Raw genomic sequence first — 12812 nt, 5'->3', positions numbered from 1 at the left:
CAGCCCGGGAGAGCGAACCTCCCGCGGCCGCCCGGTGGCCTCCGGGCGCGCGGGCCCGGCATGATCCGAACGAAGGGCCCCACCTGCGAGGACGGCCCCGGCGCCCGGATGGAGGGCCCCGGGGCGAAGCACTTTGGCGCGTGCGGGACAATGGAGTACGTACTGCATTCCCCCGGGGCGATCCCCCGGACCCCGGCCGGGACGGCAGACGGCCGCGGGATGACACCACGCGAGGCGGACATTTCGTGACCAGGATCGTGATCATCGGCGGCGGCCCCGGCGGCTACGAGGCGGCACTGGTCGGCACCCAGCTCGGGGCGGACGTCACCGTCGTCGACTGCGACGGCCTCGGTGGGGCATCGGTGCTCACCGACTGTGTCCCCTCCAAGACCCTGATCGCCACCGCCGAGGTCATGACGACCTTCGACTCCTCCTACGAGGAGCTGGGCATCATCGTCGCCGACGACACCCCGGCCCTGGAGCAGGCCGCCCGGGTGGTCGGGGTCGACCTCGGCAAGGTCAACCGCCGTGTCAAGCGCCTCGCGCTCGCCCAGTCCCACGACATCACCGCCTCCGTCACCCGGGCCGGCGCCCGGGTGATGCGCGGCCGCGGCCGCCTCGACGGCCTCCAGGCCGCCGACGGCTCCCGCCAGGTCGTGGTGACCGCCGCCGACGGCAGCGAGGAGCGCCTCACCGCCGACGCGGTGCTGATCGCCACCGGCGGCCACCCCCGCGAGATCCCGGACGCGCAGCCCGACGGCGAGCGCATCCTGAACTGGACCCAGGTCTACGACCTCGACGAGCTCCCCGAGGAACTCATCGTGGTCGGCTCCGGCGTCACCGGCGCCGAGTTCGCCGGCGCCTACCAGGCACTGGGCTCCCGGGTCACCCTCGTCTCCTCCCGCGACCGGGTGCTGCCGGGCGAGGACCCTGACGCGGCCGCCGTGCTGGAGGACGTGTTCCGCCGCCGCGGCATGAACGTCATGGCCCGCTCCCGCGCCCAGGCCGCCAAGCGCGTCGGCGACCGGGTCGAGGTCACCCTCGCGGACGGCCGGGTCATCTCCGGCACGCACTGCCTGATGGCGGTCGGCGCGATCCCGAACACCGAGGGCATGGGCCTGGAGGAAGCGGGCGTCCACCTCAAGGAGTCCGGCCACATCAAGACCGACAAGGTCTCCCGCACCAGCGCCCCCGGCGTCTACGCCGCCGGTGACGTCACGGGCGTCTTCGCGCTGGCCTCGGTCGCCGCGATGCAGGGCCGGATCGCGATGTACCACTTCCTCGGCGACGCGGTGGCCCCGCTGAACCTCAAGACCGTCTCCTCCAACGTCTTCACCGACCCGGAGATCGCCACCGTCGGCTACACCCAGGCCGACGTGGACGCCGGCAAGATCGAGGCCCGGGTCGTCAAGCTCCCGCTGCTGCGCAACCCGCGCGCCAAGATGCTCGGCATCCGCGACGGCTTCGTCAAGATCTTCTGCCGTCCCGGCACCGGCATCGTGGTCGGCGGCTGCGTCGTCGCGCCGCGCGCCAGCGAGCTGATTCATCCGATTTCGGTCGCGGTCGACAACAACTTGACGGTGGAACAGATCGCGAACGCGTTCACCGTCTACCCGTCCCTGTCGGGTTCGATCGCCGAGGTCGCGCGCCAGCTGCACACCCGGAAGCTCGACGGCGAGGTCTAGTCACCCCGGGCAATCGGCCCCGCGCGACGGCAACCGCCGTTGTGGCGGGGCCTGTTGGGAAATGAGCGGATCGCATCTGACCGCTCCCCGACCAGTTGTGTGCACGTTCCAGCCAATCCGGTGGCGATGGACGGCGACTCCGCGGGCAAGTCTGACAACATCGGGTTCGCGTATATCACTTGGTGACCCACTTCGTTGCCAACTTCTGCAATTCGGCCCAATGCGCTGAAAACGCACGCGGGTCAGGTTACTGTCAGTTCTGTGTTCGCTGCAGAACGTCGTCAAATGATCCTCGAAATGGTGCGTGCCAACGGGGCGGTATCGCTCCGTGAGCTCGCCCGCGTCGTCCAGACCTCCGAAGTGACCGTACGGCGGGACGTGCGGGCACTGGAGGCAGAAGGACTCCTCGACCGCCGGCACGGCGGTGCGGTCTTGCCGGGCGGTTTTACGCGGGAGTCCGGCTTTCCGCAGAAATCCCATCTCTCGTCCGCGGAGAAGACGGCCATCGCCGATGCGGCGGCCGCACTGGTCGGTGAGGGCGAGGCCATCGTCGTCGGCGCCGGTACGACCACGCAGGAGCTGGCCCGCCGGCTCGCGCGGGTGCCCGGCCTCACCGTCGTCACCAACTCCCTGCTGGTCGCCCAGGCCTTGGCCCACGCCAACCGCGTGGAGGTCGTGATGACCGGCGGCACCCTGCGCGGGAGCAACTACGCCCTGGTGGGCAGCGGGGCCGAGCAGTCCCTCCAGGGGCTGCGGGTCTCCCGGGCCTTCCTCTCCGGGAGCGGGCTGACGGCCGAGCGCGGACTCTCCACGTCCAACATGCTCTCGGCCAGCGTCGACCGGGCCCTCGTACAGGCCGCCGCCGAGGTGGTCGTACTCGCCGACCACACCAAGCTGGGCGCCGACACCATGTTCCAGACGGTGCCCACGGAGCTGGTCACCCGGCTGGTCACCGACGAACCGCCGCTGCACGACGAGCGGGCCGCCGCCGAGATCCAGGCCCTGGCGGACCAGGGCGTGGAGATCACCCTCGCGGGCGGGGACACCGACTCCGGCCCCACCGGCGTGGAGAGCGCCCTGCCGAACGGCAGACCCCGGCGCGACATGCCGCTGCCGGGCCAGCGCCGCACCCAGAACGGCGGCCTGGGCCAGCAACTGCGCGGCGCCGCGGTGCTCGCCGACCCCGGCGGCCCCCCGGAGCGCGCCCGCGTCGCGGACCTGCGGCGGCGCTGAGGAGGCGGGGTGCCGGGCGTTCCGCCGACGCCCCGGCGCGCGGCGCGGGGGCGGGCCGGACACGGGCCTCACCGGCCGGGGCCGGGCCACGTCGCCACCAGCGCCTCCCGGTCCGGGGAGCGGGGGCCGAAGACCATCTCCTGGGTGGCCTCACCGTTGAGCCGGCACACCTGCTCCGGACCGCCGGCGCCGGTGTCGAACGGGCAGCACACTCCGCCGGAGGCGGCGGCGAGGCCGGTGAACACCTTCCTGACGTTGGCGGACCGCGCGAACAGGCGGCTCATCCCCGACGGGGCCGCCCAGCACTCCACCGACGCGTAGCCGGGGTGCAGCAAGGACTCGAACCGGACCGTCACGTGGACGTACCCGATCCGGACGCGCCCGTCCGCCGCCGGTTCGAGGCCGTACGTCCCGGCGTACTCGCGCAACGCGTCGTCGAGTTCGACCATGAGGGACGTGTCGAACTCGACCGTGTCCCGCGTGGAGGCGTCCACCGGATCACTGGTGAAAGCGGACGTGAACGGGAGGACGGGCCGGCCGCCACCGGGCAGGGTGACGTCGAGCGGTGGCACGGTACCGGCCCTCAGGCCCCCGGCGCCGTGTCCGCTCTGCTCTTGAGCCCCTGGAGCGTCAGCAGGAGCAGCCGGTCGGCCAGCCCCGGGTCCTCCGGGTTCTGCTCGGCGGCCAGCGCTATGGCGTTGGTCAGCTGCATCAGGTCGTCGATCGACACGTCCGCCCGCACGGCCCCGCTCTCCTGCGCCCGTGCCAGCAGCCGGGCCCCCGCCTCGCGCAGCGGTACGTGACAGGGGGCCAGGGCCGAGGTGTCGTCCCGCGAGGCGGAGAGCAGCGCGCGGGCCAGACCCCGGTACTCGCCCGCGTGCCGGACGATCGCGCCGAGCCACTCCACCAGGGCGTGGCACGGCCGTTCGGCCCGTGCCAGGGCGTACGAGTGGTCGAGCAGGTCCGCCAGGGCGTCCTGGAAGACCGCGTTCATCAGCGCGGGCCGGGTGGGGAAGTGCCGGTAGAGCGTGCCGATCCCGACGCCCGCGCGCCGGGCGAGGTCCTCCAGCGAGGCGTCGGTGCCCTGTTCGGCGAAGAGGGTACGGGCCTCGCCGACCAGCCGGTCGTGGTTGCGGCGGGCGTCGGCGCGCATCGGCCGCCCGGGCGCGGGCGCGGGGGCGGGCACGGGCGAACCGGGCCCGTCCGGGTCCGGAGTCGGTGCCGTGCTCGGCGGCGTCACGCTGGCCATGGTGGGGTCATCCTCCCGGGTCTCCTCGGGTCCAGGATGCCACCGCCCCCCGGCGGACCCGCCCCCGGACCGTATCCGGGGCCTCCGGGCGCGGGCCGGGGTACGGAAAAGACCCCGCCCGGTCCGTACGCGGTGGGCGTACGGGCCGGGCGGGGCCCCTGTGGGAGCCGGCTCGTGCGGAGGGCGGTCCCGCAGGTCAGTCCTTGATCTCGCAGATCGCGGCGCCGGACGAGAGCGAGCTGCCGACCTGGGCCGAGAGGCCCTTGATCGTGCCGGAGCGGTGCGCGTTGAGCGGCTGCTCCATCTTCATGGCCTCCAGGACGACGACAAGATCGCCCTCCTTGACCTCCTGGCCCTCTTCGACGGCCACCTTGACGATGGTGCCCTGCATGGGGGAGGCGAGGGTGTCGCCCGAGGCCGCGGAGCCGGCCTTCTTCGCCGCGCGTCGCTTCGGCTTCGCACCGGCCGCCAGGCCCGTACGCGCCAGGCTCATGCCCAGCGACGAGGGGAGCGAGACCTCCAGACGCCGGCCGCCGACCTCGACGACGACGATCTCCCGGTTGCCCTCGTCCTCGTCCGCCGCGTCGGCGGGCGTGGTGAAGGGCTTGATCTCGTTGACGAACTCGGTCTCGATCCAGCGGGTGTGGATGCGGAACGGGTCCGAGGTGAACGCCGGGTCCACCACGACCGCGCGGTGGAACGGGATGGCGGTGGCCATGCCCTCGACGGTGAACTCGCCGAGCGCGCGGGCGGCGCGCTGGAGCGCCTGCTCACGGGTGGCGCCGGTGACGATCAGCTTCGCCAGGAGCGAGTCCCAGGCGGGGCCGATGACGCTGCCGGACTCGACACCCGCGTCGAGCCGGACACCGGGGCCGGTCGGGGCGTTGAAGGTGGTGACGGTGCCCGGGGCGGGCAGGAAGCCCCGGCCCGGGTCCTCGCCGTTGATACGGAACTCGAAGGAGTGACCGCGTACGGCCGGGTCGCCGTACCCCAGCTCCTCGCCGTCGGCGATCCGGAACATCTCGCGGACCAGGTCGAGGCCGGTGACCTCCTCGGTGACCGGGTGCTCCACCTGGAGGCGGGTATTGACCTCCAGGAAGGAGATCGTGCCGTCCGTGCCGACGAGGAACTCGACCGTGCCGGCGCCGACGTAGCCGGCCTCCTTCAGGATCGCCTTCGACGCGGCGTACAGCTGGGCGTTCTGCTCCTCGGTGAGGAAGGGGGCCGGGGCCTCCTCGACCAGCTTCTGGTGGCGGCGCTGGAGCGAGCAGTCGCGGGTGGAGACGACGACGACGTTGCCGTGCTGGTCCGCCAGGCACTGGGTCTCGACGTGGCGCGGCCTGTCGAGGTAGCGCTCGACGAAGCACTCGCCCCGGCCGAACGCGGCGACGGCCTCGCGGACGGCGGAGTCGTACAGCTCCGGGACCTCTTCGAGGGTGCGGGCGACCTTCAGGCCGCGTCCGCCACCGCCGAAGGCGGCCTTGATGGCGATGGGCAGACCGTGCTCCCGCGCGAACGCCACGACCTCGTCGGAGCCGGAGACCGGGTCCGGGGTACCGGCGACGAGCGGGGCACCGGCGCGCTGCGCGATGTGCCGGGCGGCGACCTTGTCGCCGAGGTCGCGGATCGCGTGCGGCGGCGGGCCGATCCAGGTCAGCCCGGCGTCCAGCACCGCCTGCGCGAACTCCGCGTTCTCGGACAGGAATCCGTACCCCGGGTGGATCGCGTCCGCGCCCGAGTCGGCGGCGGCGCGCAGCACCTTGGCGATGTCCAGGTAGCTGGTCGCCGGGGTGTCACCGCCCAGCGCGAACGCCTCGTCGGCCGCGCGGACGTGCAGAGCGTCCCGGTCCGGATCGGCGTAGACGGCGACGCTGGCGATCCCGGCGTCCCGGCAGGCCCGAGCGACGCGGACAGCGATTTCGCCACGGTTGGCGATGAGCACCTTGCGCACGATGACTCCCTCCTAGGAACAAGCTGAGTTTAGGGACTACCAACACGGCCGTACGACCCGTCCCCAGTGGTGAGCTTGCCCACACGGAGCGTGATTTCGAGGCCTCCGGAGTCGCAAAATCCCTTGTCGGACCACGGTACGCCGCGATCCTTAACCGCACAGTAGCCACGAGGTGTGGTCCAGGTCTCTGTCCGTAGGCGCAACGACCGGTGGCTTTTCTTTGTCGGGTCCCCACGAATGAATGAAGAATTCCTTGCCGTACGGCGGAACCGCGGCCGACCGTGCGCACGCCCTTGTCCAGATGATTACCGATTAGTAAGGTCCGCGGTGTCGGACGTAACTATGGGTAACAGGGGGTGGCGCCGTGATGCGCAGACCGGTGGCCGTCGTGACCGCGCTCGTGCTCCTCGCCGAGGCCGCGGGGGTGGCGATCGTCAACACCGTCCTCGCCACCGTGGCGGAGAACCAGAACATGTCGCTGGCCGGGCTGGAGCCCGGGGCCATGAGTACCGGCGCCTGGGTGACGGGCGGCGTCTCGGCGGCCCTGCTGGTGGTCGTCGCGCTCGTCGCGCTGACCGCCGCGATACGCGACCGCTCCCCGGGCCGGGTGGGCCGGTTCGCCCTGATCCTCACCGCCGTCGCGCACGGGGTGCTCGGAGCCCTGGCGGTGGGCCTGGTCGGCTGGTACGCCTTCGGCTGCCTGATGGTCGCGCTGGCGCTGCTCGTCGGCACGCTGATCGGGTACGGCCCCGGGCGCCGGACGCGCGGCACCGAGGGCGGCGCCGAAGGCTCCGGAGGTGCTGACGGCTCCGGCGGTCCCGAGGGCCGGGCCCCTGTGGCGGGCCCCCCGGCGCCCCCTGTGATCAGTCCCACAATTCCGTGACGGAGACGCCCAGTTCGCCGAGGAGCCGGCGCAGCAGCGGCAGCGAGAGTCCGATCACGTTGGAGTGGTCGCCCTCGATGGAGTCGATGAACGGGCCCGAGAGGCCGTCCAGGGTGAACGCCCCCGCGACGTGGAGCGGTTCGCCCGTGGCCACGTAGGCGGCGATCTCGGCGTCGGTGGGCTCGCCGAAGCGGACGACGGTGGACGCGGTCGCGGACGCCGTACGGCCGCTCGCCCTGTCGATCACGCTGTGGCCGGTCCGCAGCACCCCCGCGCGCCCCCGCATCGCCCGCCAGCGGGCCGTGGCCTCCTCGGCGTCGGCGGGCTTGCCCAGCGCCTCCCCGTCCAGGTCCAGCACCGAGTCGCACCCCACGACCAGGGCCCCGGCCGTCTCCGGGAGTGCCGCCACCGCGTCGGCCTTCGCCCGCGCCAGCACGAGCGCCAGTTCGCCGGGGGTCGGGGCGGAGAGCGCGTCCTCGTCCACCCCGCTGACGATCTTCTCGGGGGCGAAGCCCGCCTGCCGCAGCAGGCCGAGACGGGCGGGGGAGGCGGAGGCGAGCACGAGCCGGCGCTGAGCAGTCATGCGGGCCATCGTAGGTCCCGGGGCAGGTGCCGCCCGTGGCGCCGGGGACCCCTCCGTGCGGCGGGCGACGGGACGCCGGGCCGTACTTCCGTGCGTACGTGGGCACTTCCGTCGTTCGGCCGTCGAAGAGGCGCCTTGACGTGCCCGGACCATTCAATGCATCATTGAACTAGTTCATTGGTCATACGGGAGGTGACGCCATGGGGTTCGCCTTCCGGATCGACCGGCGCAGCGGCGTGCCGAACTACGTCCAGATCATTCAGCAGGTCCAGCAGGCGCTCCGGCTGGGTCTGCTGAAGCCGGGAGACCGGCTGCCCACCGCGCGGGCGGTGGTGGAGGCGACCGCCCTCAACCCCAACACCGTGCTCAAGGCCTACCGCGAGCTGGAGTCCCAGGGGCTGGTCGAGACCCGGCGCCGGCACGGAACTTTCGTCACCGGCACCCTCGGCGCGTCCTCGGCCGACTCCCCGTGGCGGGCGGCGCTCGCGGACGTGGCGGCCCGGGCCGCCGCCGAAGGCGCCGAACGCGACGACCTCGCCGCTCTGTTCACCGACGTGCTGGACGATCTCTACCCTCCGAAGGAATCCGATGCCCCTCCCCACCAGCAGCCCTGACGCAGCGCTCGCCGCCCACGGGGTCACCCAGAGATTCGGACGCAAGGGGCGCGACGTCCTCGACGGCTGCACCTTCGAGGTCCCCGCGGGGGTCGTGTCCGCCCTGGTGGGTCCCAACGGTGCGGGGAAATCAACCCTGTTGGAGCTGGCGGCCGGTATGCGACGGCCCGCGTCGGGAACGCTCGAAGTCCTGGGCGGACATCCGGGAGCCGGACACCCCCGGGTCGCCTACCTGGCGCAACACCGTCCCCTGTTCCCCCGGTTCACGGTCGGTCAGATGCTGCATCTGGGCGCGGTGACCAACGAGTCGAGCTGGGACGCGGAGTTGGCCGGACGGGTCGCGGAGCCGTTGGGTGACGACCGGGTCGGGACCCTCTCCGGCGGCCAGCGCACCCGTCTGGCCCTGGCCCTGGCCCTCGGCAAGCGCGCCGATCTGCTGCTGCTGGACGAGCCGATGGCCGACCTCGACGTGCTGGCGCGGCAGGAGGTGATGGGGCTTCTCATGGCGCACGTCGCCGACACCGGCACCACCGTGGTGATGTCCTCGCACATCATCTCCGAGCTGGCCGATGTCTGCGACCACCTGCTCCTGCTCGACCGGGGCGCGGTCCGGCTCTGCGGCGACATCGACGAACTGACCGCGTCCCACGCGGTGGTGGCCGTGCCCGGCGGCCCCGACCGCCTCGGCGGCCACACCGTCGTCGAGGCCCGCCCGGCCGGACGCGGCACCAGCGCGCTCATCCGCCCCGCCGGGCCGTTGCCCGCCGAGTGGGACGCGCGGACCCCCTCGCTGGAGGAGCTGGTCCTCGCCCACCTCACCCCCGCCGCCCCCGGCCACGCTGCCGCCCCGACCGCCCTCAGCAAGGAAAATGCCGCATGAGCGCCACCACCGCCCCGACCGCCCGGCCCACCCGCCCCGCGCCCGGACGCCGCCTGCCGCTCGTGCTCATCGCCGTACGGCAGTACCGGTGGGTCGCGCTCGTCCTCGTACTGCTGGGCGCCCGCATCTGCGCCACGATCCTGTACCACTACGGCAGTTGGGCCGACGCGATAGCCCTGCGCGCCCATGTCGGCGGCCAGCAGTACCACTTCGGGCGCTACGCGCACGACGCCCACCAGGTGACCGCGCAGCTCGTGAACGACGGCGCGTCCCTCGCCTTCCAGCCCGCCCTGCTCGCCGCGATCGTCACCGCCGTGCTGACCGCGCGGGAGTGGGAGTCCCGCCGGGTCGTCCTCGCGCTGACCCAGTCGGTCACGCCCCGGCGGTGGTTCACCGTCCGCTGGGCGGTCCTCGCGGCGGTCCTCGCGGCGGTGACCATCCCCCCGGTGGCGCTGTACCGGATCAGCGCCGTGCACGGCTTCCGCCTCGGCCTGCTCACCTACGGCGCCGAGCGGCAGAACGCGTACTACACGATCGGCCCGGTGACCGTCGCCCACGTCCTCCTCGGAGTCGCGGCCGGCGCGCTGGCCGGCACGCTCCTGCGCCGCACCCTGCCCGCGCTCGTCGCGGCACCCGTCCTCACCTGGCTGGTCGCCGCGGTACTCGTCCGCTCCCGGGCGGTGCTGCTGGTCGACTTCCCGCTGTTCTCCCAGGTCGACGGCTTCCACCAGGGCGGCGTGTTCGGCCTCCAGTTCTACGACGCCCTCCCGCAGGACAGCTTCCTCATGAACGCCCTGAAGCCCGGCGACTACTGGGGGTACCAGATCGCGTCCACCGTGCTGGTGCTCGCCGCCGCGGCCCTGCTCACCGCCGCCGCACTCCGCGTACTGCGCCGCCGCACCGCCCAGTACTGACCACCGGCGGCCGTGCGCCGCCCCCCGGCACCTCCCACATCCGAGCTCCCGTCCCGAAAGCAGTCGCCATGAAGGCCCATGCCGCCGACCATCAGCACGTCCAGGCCGAACCGGGCGCCCCGGATGCCGTGGCGGGGTACCGGACGGACGGGGAGGCCCCCTGGTGGAGCAGCCCGGTGCTGATCGTGTGGGGTCTGGCGGCGGGCAGCCTGGTGAGCGTCCTCAGCCGGCTCCCGTCGGGCGACGGGACCGCCGCCGTCGCGACGCTCCCCGTCTTCCTGCTGACCTTCGGCGCCGGCTTGGCCCTCTGCCTCTCGCCGTGGTGGAGCCGGACCCGGAGGTGGACCGCCGTCGCCTGGCTCCTGCTGCCGAACCTGCTCCTCGCCCTCGGGATCGGGGCCACCGACAACCGCGCCATCCACATCACCCTGAGCGTCGTGTCGCTCGCCGTGCGCGCCGGGACGCTCTGGTGGATGTGGCACAACCGGACCGCTCCCGACCCCGGCCGGCACCGCTTCCCGCGCTGGGCCCGGGTGCTGACCTGGATCGCCGTGGGCGCCGTGGCCGCGGGCGAGACCGTCCTGTGGGCCGTCACGCTCTGAGCACGGTCCGGCGGCTCAGCGCAGACCGATCACGAACATCCCGACCACCATGGCCAGCGCGAGCAGGAACCCCGCGCGCCGCAGCATCTCCTGGGCGTCGCGCAGTTCCTTCGGCGGGCGGTCGTCGGGGTCGGACCAGAGCATGCGTCCGATCCTGCTCCGCCCGCCGCCGTCCTGCCTGAGTACGGGTACTCAACCACCCGTTTGCCGGGGTCCGGTCACCCTCGGCGACCGGACCCCGCCCGGCCGCTCAGGCGGGCCAGTACGTGCGCGCCCAGGCCCCCGGCCCCGGCGCCGGCCGGGCGGTGCGGGCGATCCGCGCCGGGTCGGACCACGGTGCGTGCGACACCGGGGCCCCGGCGTCCGGCACCGCCGCCGCCGAAGCGGCGCGCGCCCGGACCACCGCGAGTGCGGCGGCGAGTTCCTCGGGGGTCGGGTTGCCCCGTACGACCTTGATCATGGTCGGGCTCCTTCCTTGCGGCGGATGGCGTGCGCGCCTGCTACAGCGGGATGTTGCCGTGCTTCTTCGGCGGCAGCGACTCGCGCTTGGTGCGCAGCTGCCGGAGCGCCTTCACGACGTGCTTGCGGGTGTCCGAGGGCATGATCACCGCGTCCACGTAACCGCGTTCGGCCGCGACGTACGGATTGAGCAGCGCGTCCTCGTACTCCGCCATCAGCTGCGCGCGGGTCGCCTCCGGGTCCTCGGCGGCGGCGATGGTGCGGCGGTGCAGGATGTTCACCGCGCCCTGCGCGCCCATGACGGCGATCTGGGCGGTCGGCCAGGCGAGGTTGACGTCGGCGCCCAGGTGCTTGGAGCCCATGACGTCGTACGCCCCGCCGAAGGCCTTGCGGGTGATGACCGTGATCAGCGGGACGGTCGCCTCCGCGTAGGCGTAGATCAGCTTGGCGCCGCGGCGGATGATGCCGCCGTACTCCTGGTCCACGCCCGGCAGGAAGCCGGGCACGTCGACGAAGGTCAGCACCGGCACGTTGAACGCGTCGCAGGTACGGACGAAGCGCGCGGCCTTCTCGCTGGCGTCGATGTCCAGGCAACCGGCGAACTGCATCGGCTGGTTGGCGACCACGCCCACCGGCCGGCCCTCCACACGGCCGAAGCCGGTGATGATGTTCGGCGCGAACAGCGCCTGGGTCTCCAGGAATTCGGCGTCGTCCAGCACGTGCTCGATGGCGGTGTGCATGTCGTACGGCTGGTTCGCCGAGTCCGGGATCAGCGTGTCGAGCTCGCGGTCCTCGTCGGTCGTCCCCAGGTCCGCCTCCTCCGGGAAGGCCGGCGGCTCGGAGAGGTTGTTCGAAGGGAGGTACGACAGCAGGGACTTGACGTACTCGATGGCGTCCTTCTCGTCGCCCGCGAGGTGGTGCGCCACACCGGAGGTGGTGTTGTGGGTACGGGCTCCGCCCAGCTCCTCGAAGCCCACGTCCTCGCCGGTGACGGTCTTGATGACGTCGGGTCCGGTGATGAACATGTGCGAGGTCCGGTCGACCATCACCGTGAAGTCGGTGATCGCGGGGGAGTACACCGCGCCGCCCGCGCACGGGCCGACGATCAGCGAGATCTGCGGCACCACACCGGAGGCGTGCACGTTGCGCCGGAAGATCTCGGCGAACAGCCCGAGCGCCGCCACCCCTTCCTGGATGCGGGCGCCGCCGCCGTCGTTGATGCCGATGACCGGGCAGCCGGTCTTCAGCGCGAAGTCCATGACCTTCACGATCTTCTCGCCGTACACCTCGCCCAGCGAGCCGCCGAAGATCGTGAAGTCCTGCGAGTACACGCACACCGGACGGCCGTCGACCGTGCCGTACCCGGTCACGACCCCGTCCCCGTAGGGGCGGTTCTTCTCGATCCCGAAGTTGGTGGACCGGTGGCGGGCGAACTCGTCCAGCTCCACGAAGGAACCCTCGTCCAGCAGCAGGTCCACCCGCTCCCGCGCGGTGAGCTTGCCCTTCGCGTGCTGCTTCTCGACCGCGCGCTCGGAACCCGCGTGCGTGGCTTCGCCGATACGGCGCTGCAGGTCCGCGATCTTGCCCGCGGTGGTGTGGATGTCGGTCTGCGGCTCGGACATCGGGTGGCGGCTCCCTGCCTGGTGACGGGACATGACGGGGGCTCGGTCCCGGGGACGGGCCCGGCACGCACCCGCGGGGAAGCCCTCGTTCCTGTACAGCTACTGCCCCGTAGCGTATCGGCGGCCCCACGGATCGG

At 72.6% G+C, this 12812-nt stretch carries 14 protein-coding genes; 7 read left to right on the top strand and 7 right to left on the bottom strand.

The genetic code is table 11. From position 1 onward, the window contains the following. Window positions 1-245: 245 nt before the first annotated feature. Window positions 246-1685 carry an NAD(P)H-quinone dehydrogenase gene (locus tag ACWCSV_RS12370; protein ID WP_451141248.1) on the top strand — a complete coding sequence of 480 codons (1440 nt, stop codon included), beginning with the start codon at window positions 246-248 and terminating at the stop codon, window positions 1683-1685. 285 nt (window positions 1686-1970) lie between these two features. Then, window positions 1971-2918 (top strand): DeoR/GlpR family DNA-binding transcription regulator, encoded by a 948-nt coding sequence (locus ACWCSV_RS12365; protein ID WP_451141246.1) that lies wholly within the window; start codon window positions 1971-1973, stop codon window positions 2916-2918. 68 nt (window positions 2919-2986) lie between these two features. Here the strand turns inward: ACWCSV_RS12365 and ACWCSV_RS12360 are convergent, their stop codons facing one another. The 3 genes from ACWCSV_RS12360 to ACWCSV_RS12350 all read right to left on the bottom strand — a co-directional run bounded on the left by ACWCSV_RS12360 (window position 2987) and on the right by ACWCSV_RS12350 (window position 6118). Continuing rightward, window positions 2987-3490 carry a hypothetical protein gene (locus ACWCSV_RS12360; protein WP_451141244.1) on the bottom strand — a complete coding sequence of 168 codons (504 nt, stop codon included), beginning with the start codon at window positions 3488-3490 and terminating at the stop codon, window positions 2987-2989. A gap of 11 nt (window positions 3491-3501) precedes the next feature. Next, entirely contained in the window at window positions 3502-4071 is a 570-nt protein-coding gene (locus ACWCSV_RS12355; protein WP_451141504.1) for a TetR/AcrR family transcriptional regulator, read from the bottom strand. A gap of 292 nt (window positions 4072-4363) precedes the next feature. Continuing rightward, a complete protein-coding gene (locus tag ACWCSV_RS12350; RefSeq protein WP_451141242.1) occupies window positions 4364-6118 on the bottom strand; it encodes an acetyl/propionyl/methylcrotonyl-CoA carboxylase subunit alpha in 1755 nt (584 codons plus the stop codon). A gap of 367 nt (window positions 6119-6485) precedes the next feature. Between ACWCSV_RS12350 and ACWCSV_RS12345 the strand changes: the two genes are divergently transcribed. Continuing rightward, complete coding sequence (locus tag ACWCSV_RS12345) at window positions 6486-7001, top strand: hypothetical protein (RefSeq protein ID WP_451141240.1); 516 nt, start codon at window positions 6486-6488, stop codon at window positions 6999-7001. Here ACWCSV_RS12345 and ACWCSV_RS12340 read toward each other — a convergent pair. Further along, window positions 6982-7593 carry a nucleoside triphosphate pyrophosphatase gene (locus ACWCSV_RS12340; protein ID WP_451141238.1) on the bottom strand — a complete coding sequence of 204 codons (612 nt, stop codon included), beginning with the start codon at window positions 7591-7593 and terminating at the stop codon, window positions 6982-6984. The genes ACWCSV_RS12345 and ACWCSV_RS12340 overlap by 20 nt on opposite strands. A gap of 191 nt (window positions 7594-7784) precedes the next feature. Here ACWCSV_RS12340 and ACWCSV_RS12335 point away from each other — a divergent pair, with 191 nt between their 5' ends. The 4 genes from ACWCSV_RS12335 to ACWCSV_RS12320 all read left to right on the top strand — a co-directional run bounded on the left by ACWCSV_RS12335 (window position 7785) and on the right by ACWCSV_RS12320 (window position 10594). Continuing rightward, window positions 7785-8198 carry a GntR family transcriptional regulator gene (locus tag ACWCSV_RS12335; RefSeq protein WP_451141236.1) on the top strand — a complete coding sequence of 138 codons (414 nt, stop codon included), beginning with the start codon at window positions 7785-7787 and terminating at the stop codon, window positions 8196-8198. Beyond that, window positions 8173-9078 carry an ABC transporter ATP-binding protein gene (locus ACWCSV_RS12330; RefSeq protein ID WP_451141234.1) on the top strand — a complete coding sequence of 302 codons (906 nt, stop codon included), beginning with the start codon at window positions 8173-8175 and terminating at the stop codon, window positions 9076-9078. The genes ACWCSV_RS12335 and ACWCSV_RS12330 overlap by 26 nt, the downstream gene beginning before the upstream one ends. Beyond that, a complete protein-coding gene (locus ACWCSV_RS12325) occupies window positions 9075-9992 on the top strand; it encodes a hypothetical protein (RefSeq protein WP_451141232.1) in 918 nt (305 codons plus the stop codon). The genes ACWCSV_RS12330 and ACWCSV_RS12325 overlap by 4 nt, the downstream gene beginning before the upstream one ends. Window positions 9993-10060: 68 nt before the next feature. Next, window positions 10061-10594, top strand: a complete 534-nt coding sequence (locus ACWCSV_RS12320) for a hypothetical protein (RefSeq protein WP_451141230.1) — start codon at window positions 10061-10063, stop codon at window positions 10592-10594. A 15-nt stretch (window positions 10595-10609) separates the two neighbouring features. Here the strand turns inward: ACWCSV_RS12320 and mmpB are convergent, their stop codons facing one another. The 3 genes from mmpB to ACWCSV_RS12305 all read right to left on the bottom strand — a co-directional run bounded on the left by mmpB (window position 10610) and on the right by ACWCSV_RS12305 (window position 12675). Beyond that, entirely contained in the window at window positions 10610-10738 is a 129-nt protein-coding gene (gene mmpB, locus ACWCSV_RS12315; protein ID WP_327177657.1) for a morphogenic membrane protein MmpB, read from the bottom strand. A gap of 106 nt (window positions 10739-10844) precedes the next feature. Beyond that, complete coding sequence (locus ACWCSV_RS12310; protein WP_451141228.1) at window positions 10845-11054, bottom strand: acyl-CoA carboxylase epsilon subunit; 210 nt, start codon at window positions 11052-11054, stop codon at window positions 10845-10847. Window positions 11055-11094: 40 nt separating this feature from the next. Beyond that, on the bottom strand, window positions 11095-12675 hold the full coding sequence (locus ACWCSV_RS12305) for an acyl-CoA carboxylase subunit beta (RefSeq protein ID WP_451141226.1): 1581 nt from the start codon (window positions 12673-12675) through the stop codon (window positions 11095-11097). Between the last annotated feature and the right edge of the window lie 137 nt (window positions 12676-12812).

It is taken from the genome of Streptomyces sp. NPDC001770, from assembly GCF_053596135.1.
The sequence above is the reverse complement of the archived record's forward strand: the minus strand, read 5'-3'. Positions and strand labels throughout refer to the sequence as shown.

Excerpts from the sequence above, each read along its gene's own strand:
- ACWCSV_RS12365 (WP_451141246.1), top strand. The coding sequence starts at position 1,971 with ATGATCCTCGAAATGGTGCGTGCCAACGGGGCGGTATCGCTCCGTGAG.
- ACWCSV_RS12355 (WP_451141504.1), bottom strand. The coding sequence starts at position 4,071 with ATGCGCGCCGACGCCCGCCGCAACCACGACCGGCTGGTCGGCGAGGCC.
- ACWCSV_RS12345 (WP_451141240.1), top strand. The coding sequence starts at position 6,486 with ATGCGCAGACCGGTGGCCGTCGTGACCGCGCTCGTGCTCCTCGCCGAG.
- ACWCSV_RS12340 (WP_451141238.1), bottom strand. The coding sequence starts at position 7,593 with ATGGCCCGCATGACTGCTCAGCGCCGGCTCGTGCTCGCCTCCGCCTCC.
- ACWCSV_RS12335 (WP_451141236.1), top strand. The coding sequence starts at position 7,785 with ATGGGGTTCGCCTTCCGGATCGACCGGCGCAGCGGCGTGCCGAACTAC.
- ACWCSV_RS12330 (WP_451141234.1), top strand. The coding sequence starts at position 8,173 with ATGCCCCTCCCCACCAGCAGCCCTGACGCAGCGCTCGCCGCCCACGGG.
- ACWCSV_RS12325 (WP_451141232.1), top strand. The coding sequence starts at position 9,075 with ATGAGCGCCACCACCGCCCCGACCGCCCGGCCCACCCGCCCCGCGCCC.
- ACWCSV_RS12320 (WP_451141230.1), top strand. The coding sequence starts at position 10,061 with ATGAAGGCCCATGCCGCCGACCATCAGCACGTCCAGGCCGAACCGGGC.
- mmpB (WP_327177657.1), bottom strand. The coding sequence starts at position 10,738 with ATGCTCTGGTCCGACCCCGACGACCGCCCGCCGAAGGAACTGCGCGAC.
- ACWCSV_RS12310 (WP_451141228.1), bottom strand. The coding sequence starts at position 11,054 with ATGATCAAGGTCGTACGGGGCAACCCGACCCCCGAGGAACTCGCCGCC.
- ACWCSV_RS12305 (WP_451141226.1), bottom strand. The coding sequence starts at position 12,675 with ATGTCCGAGCCGCAGACCGACATCCACACCACCGCGGGCAAGATCGCG.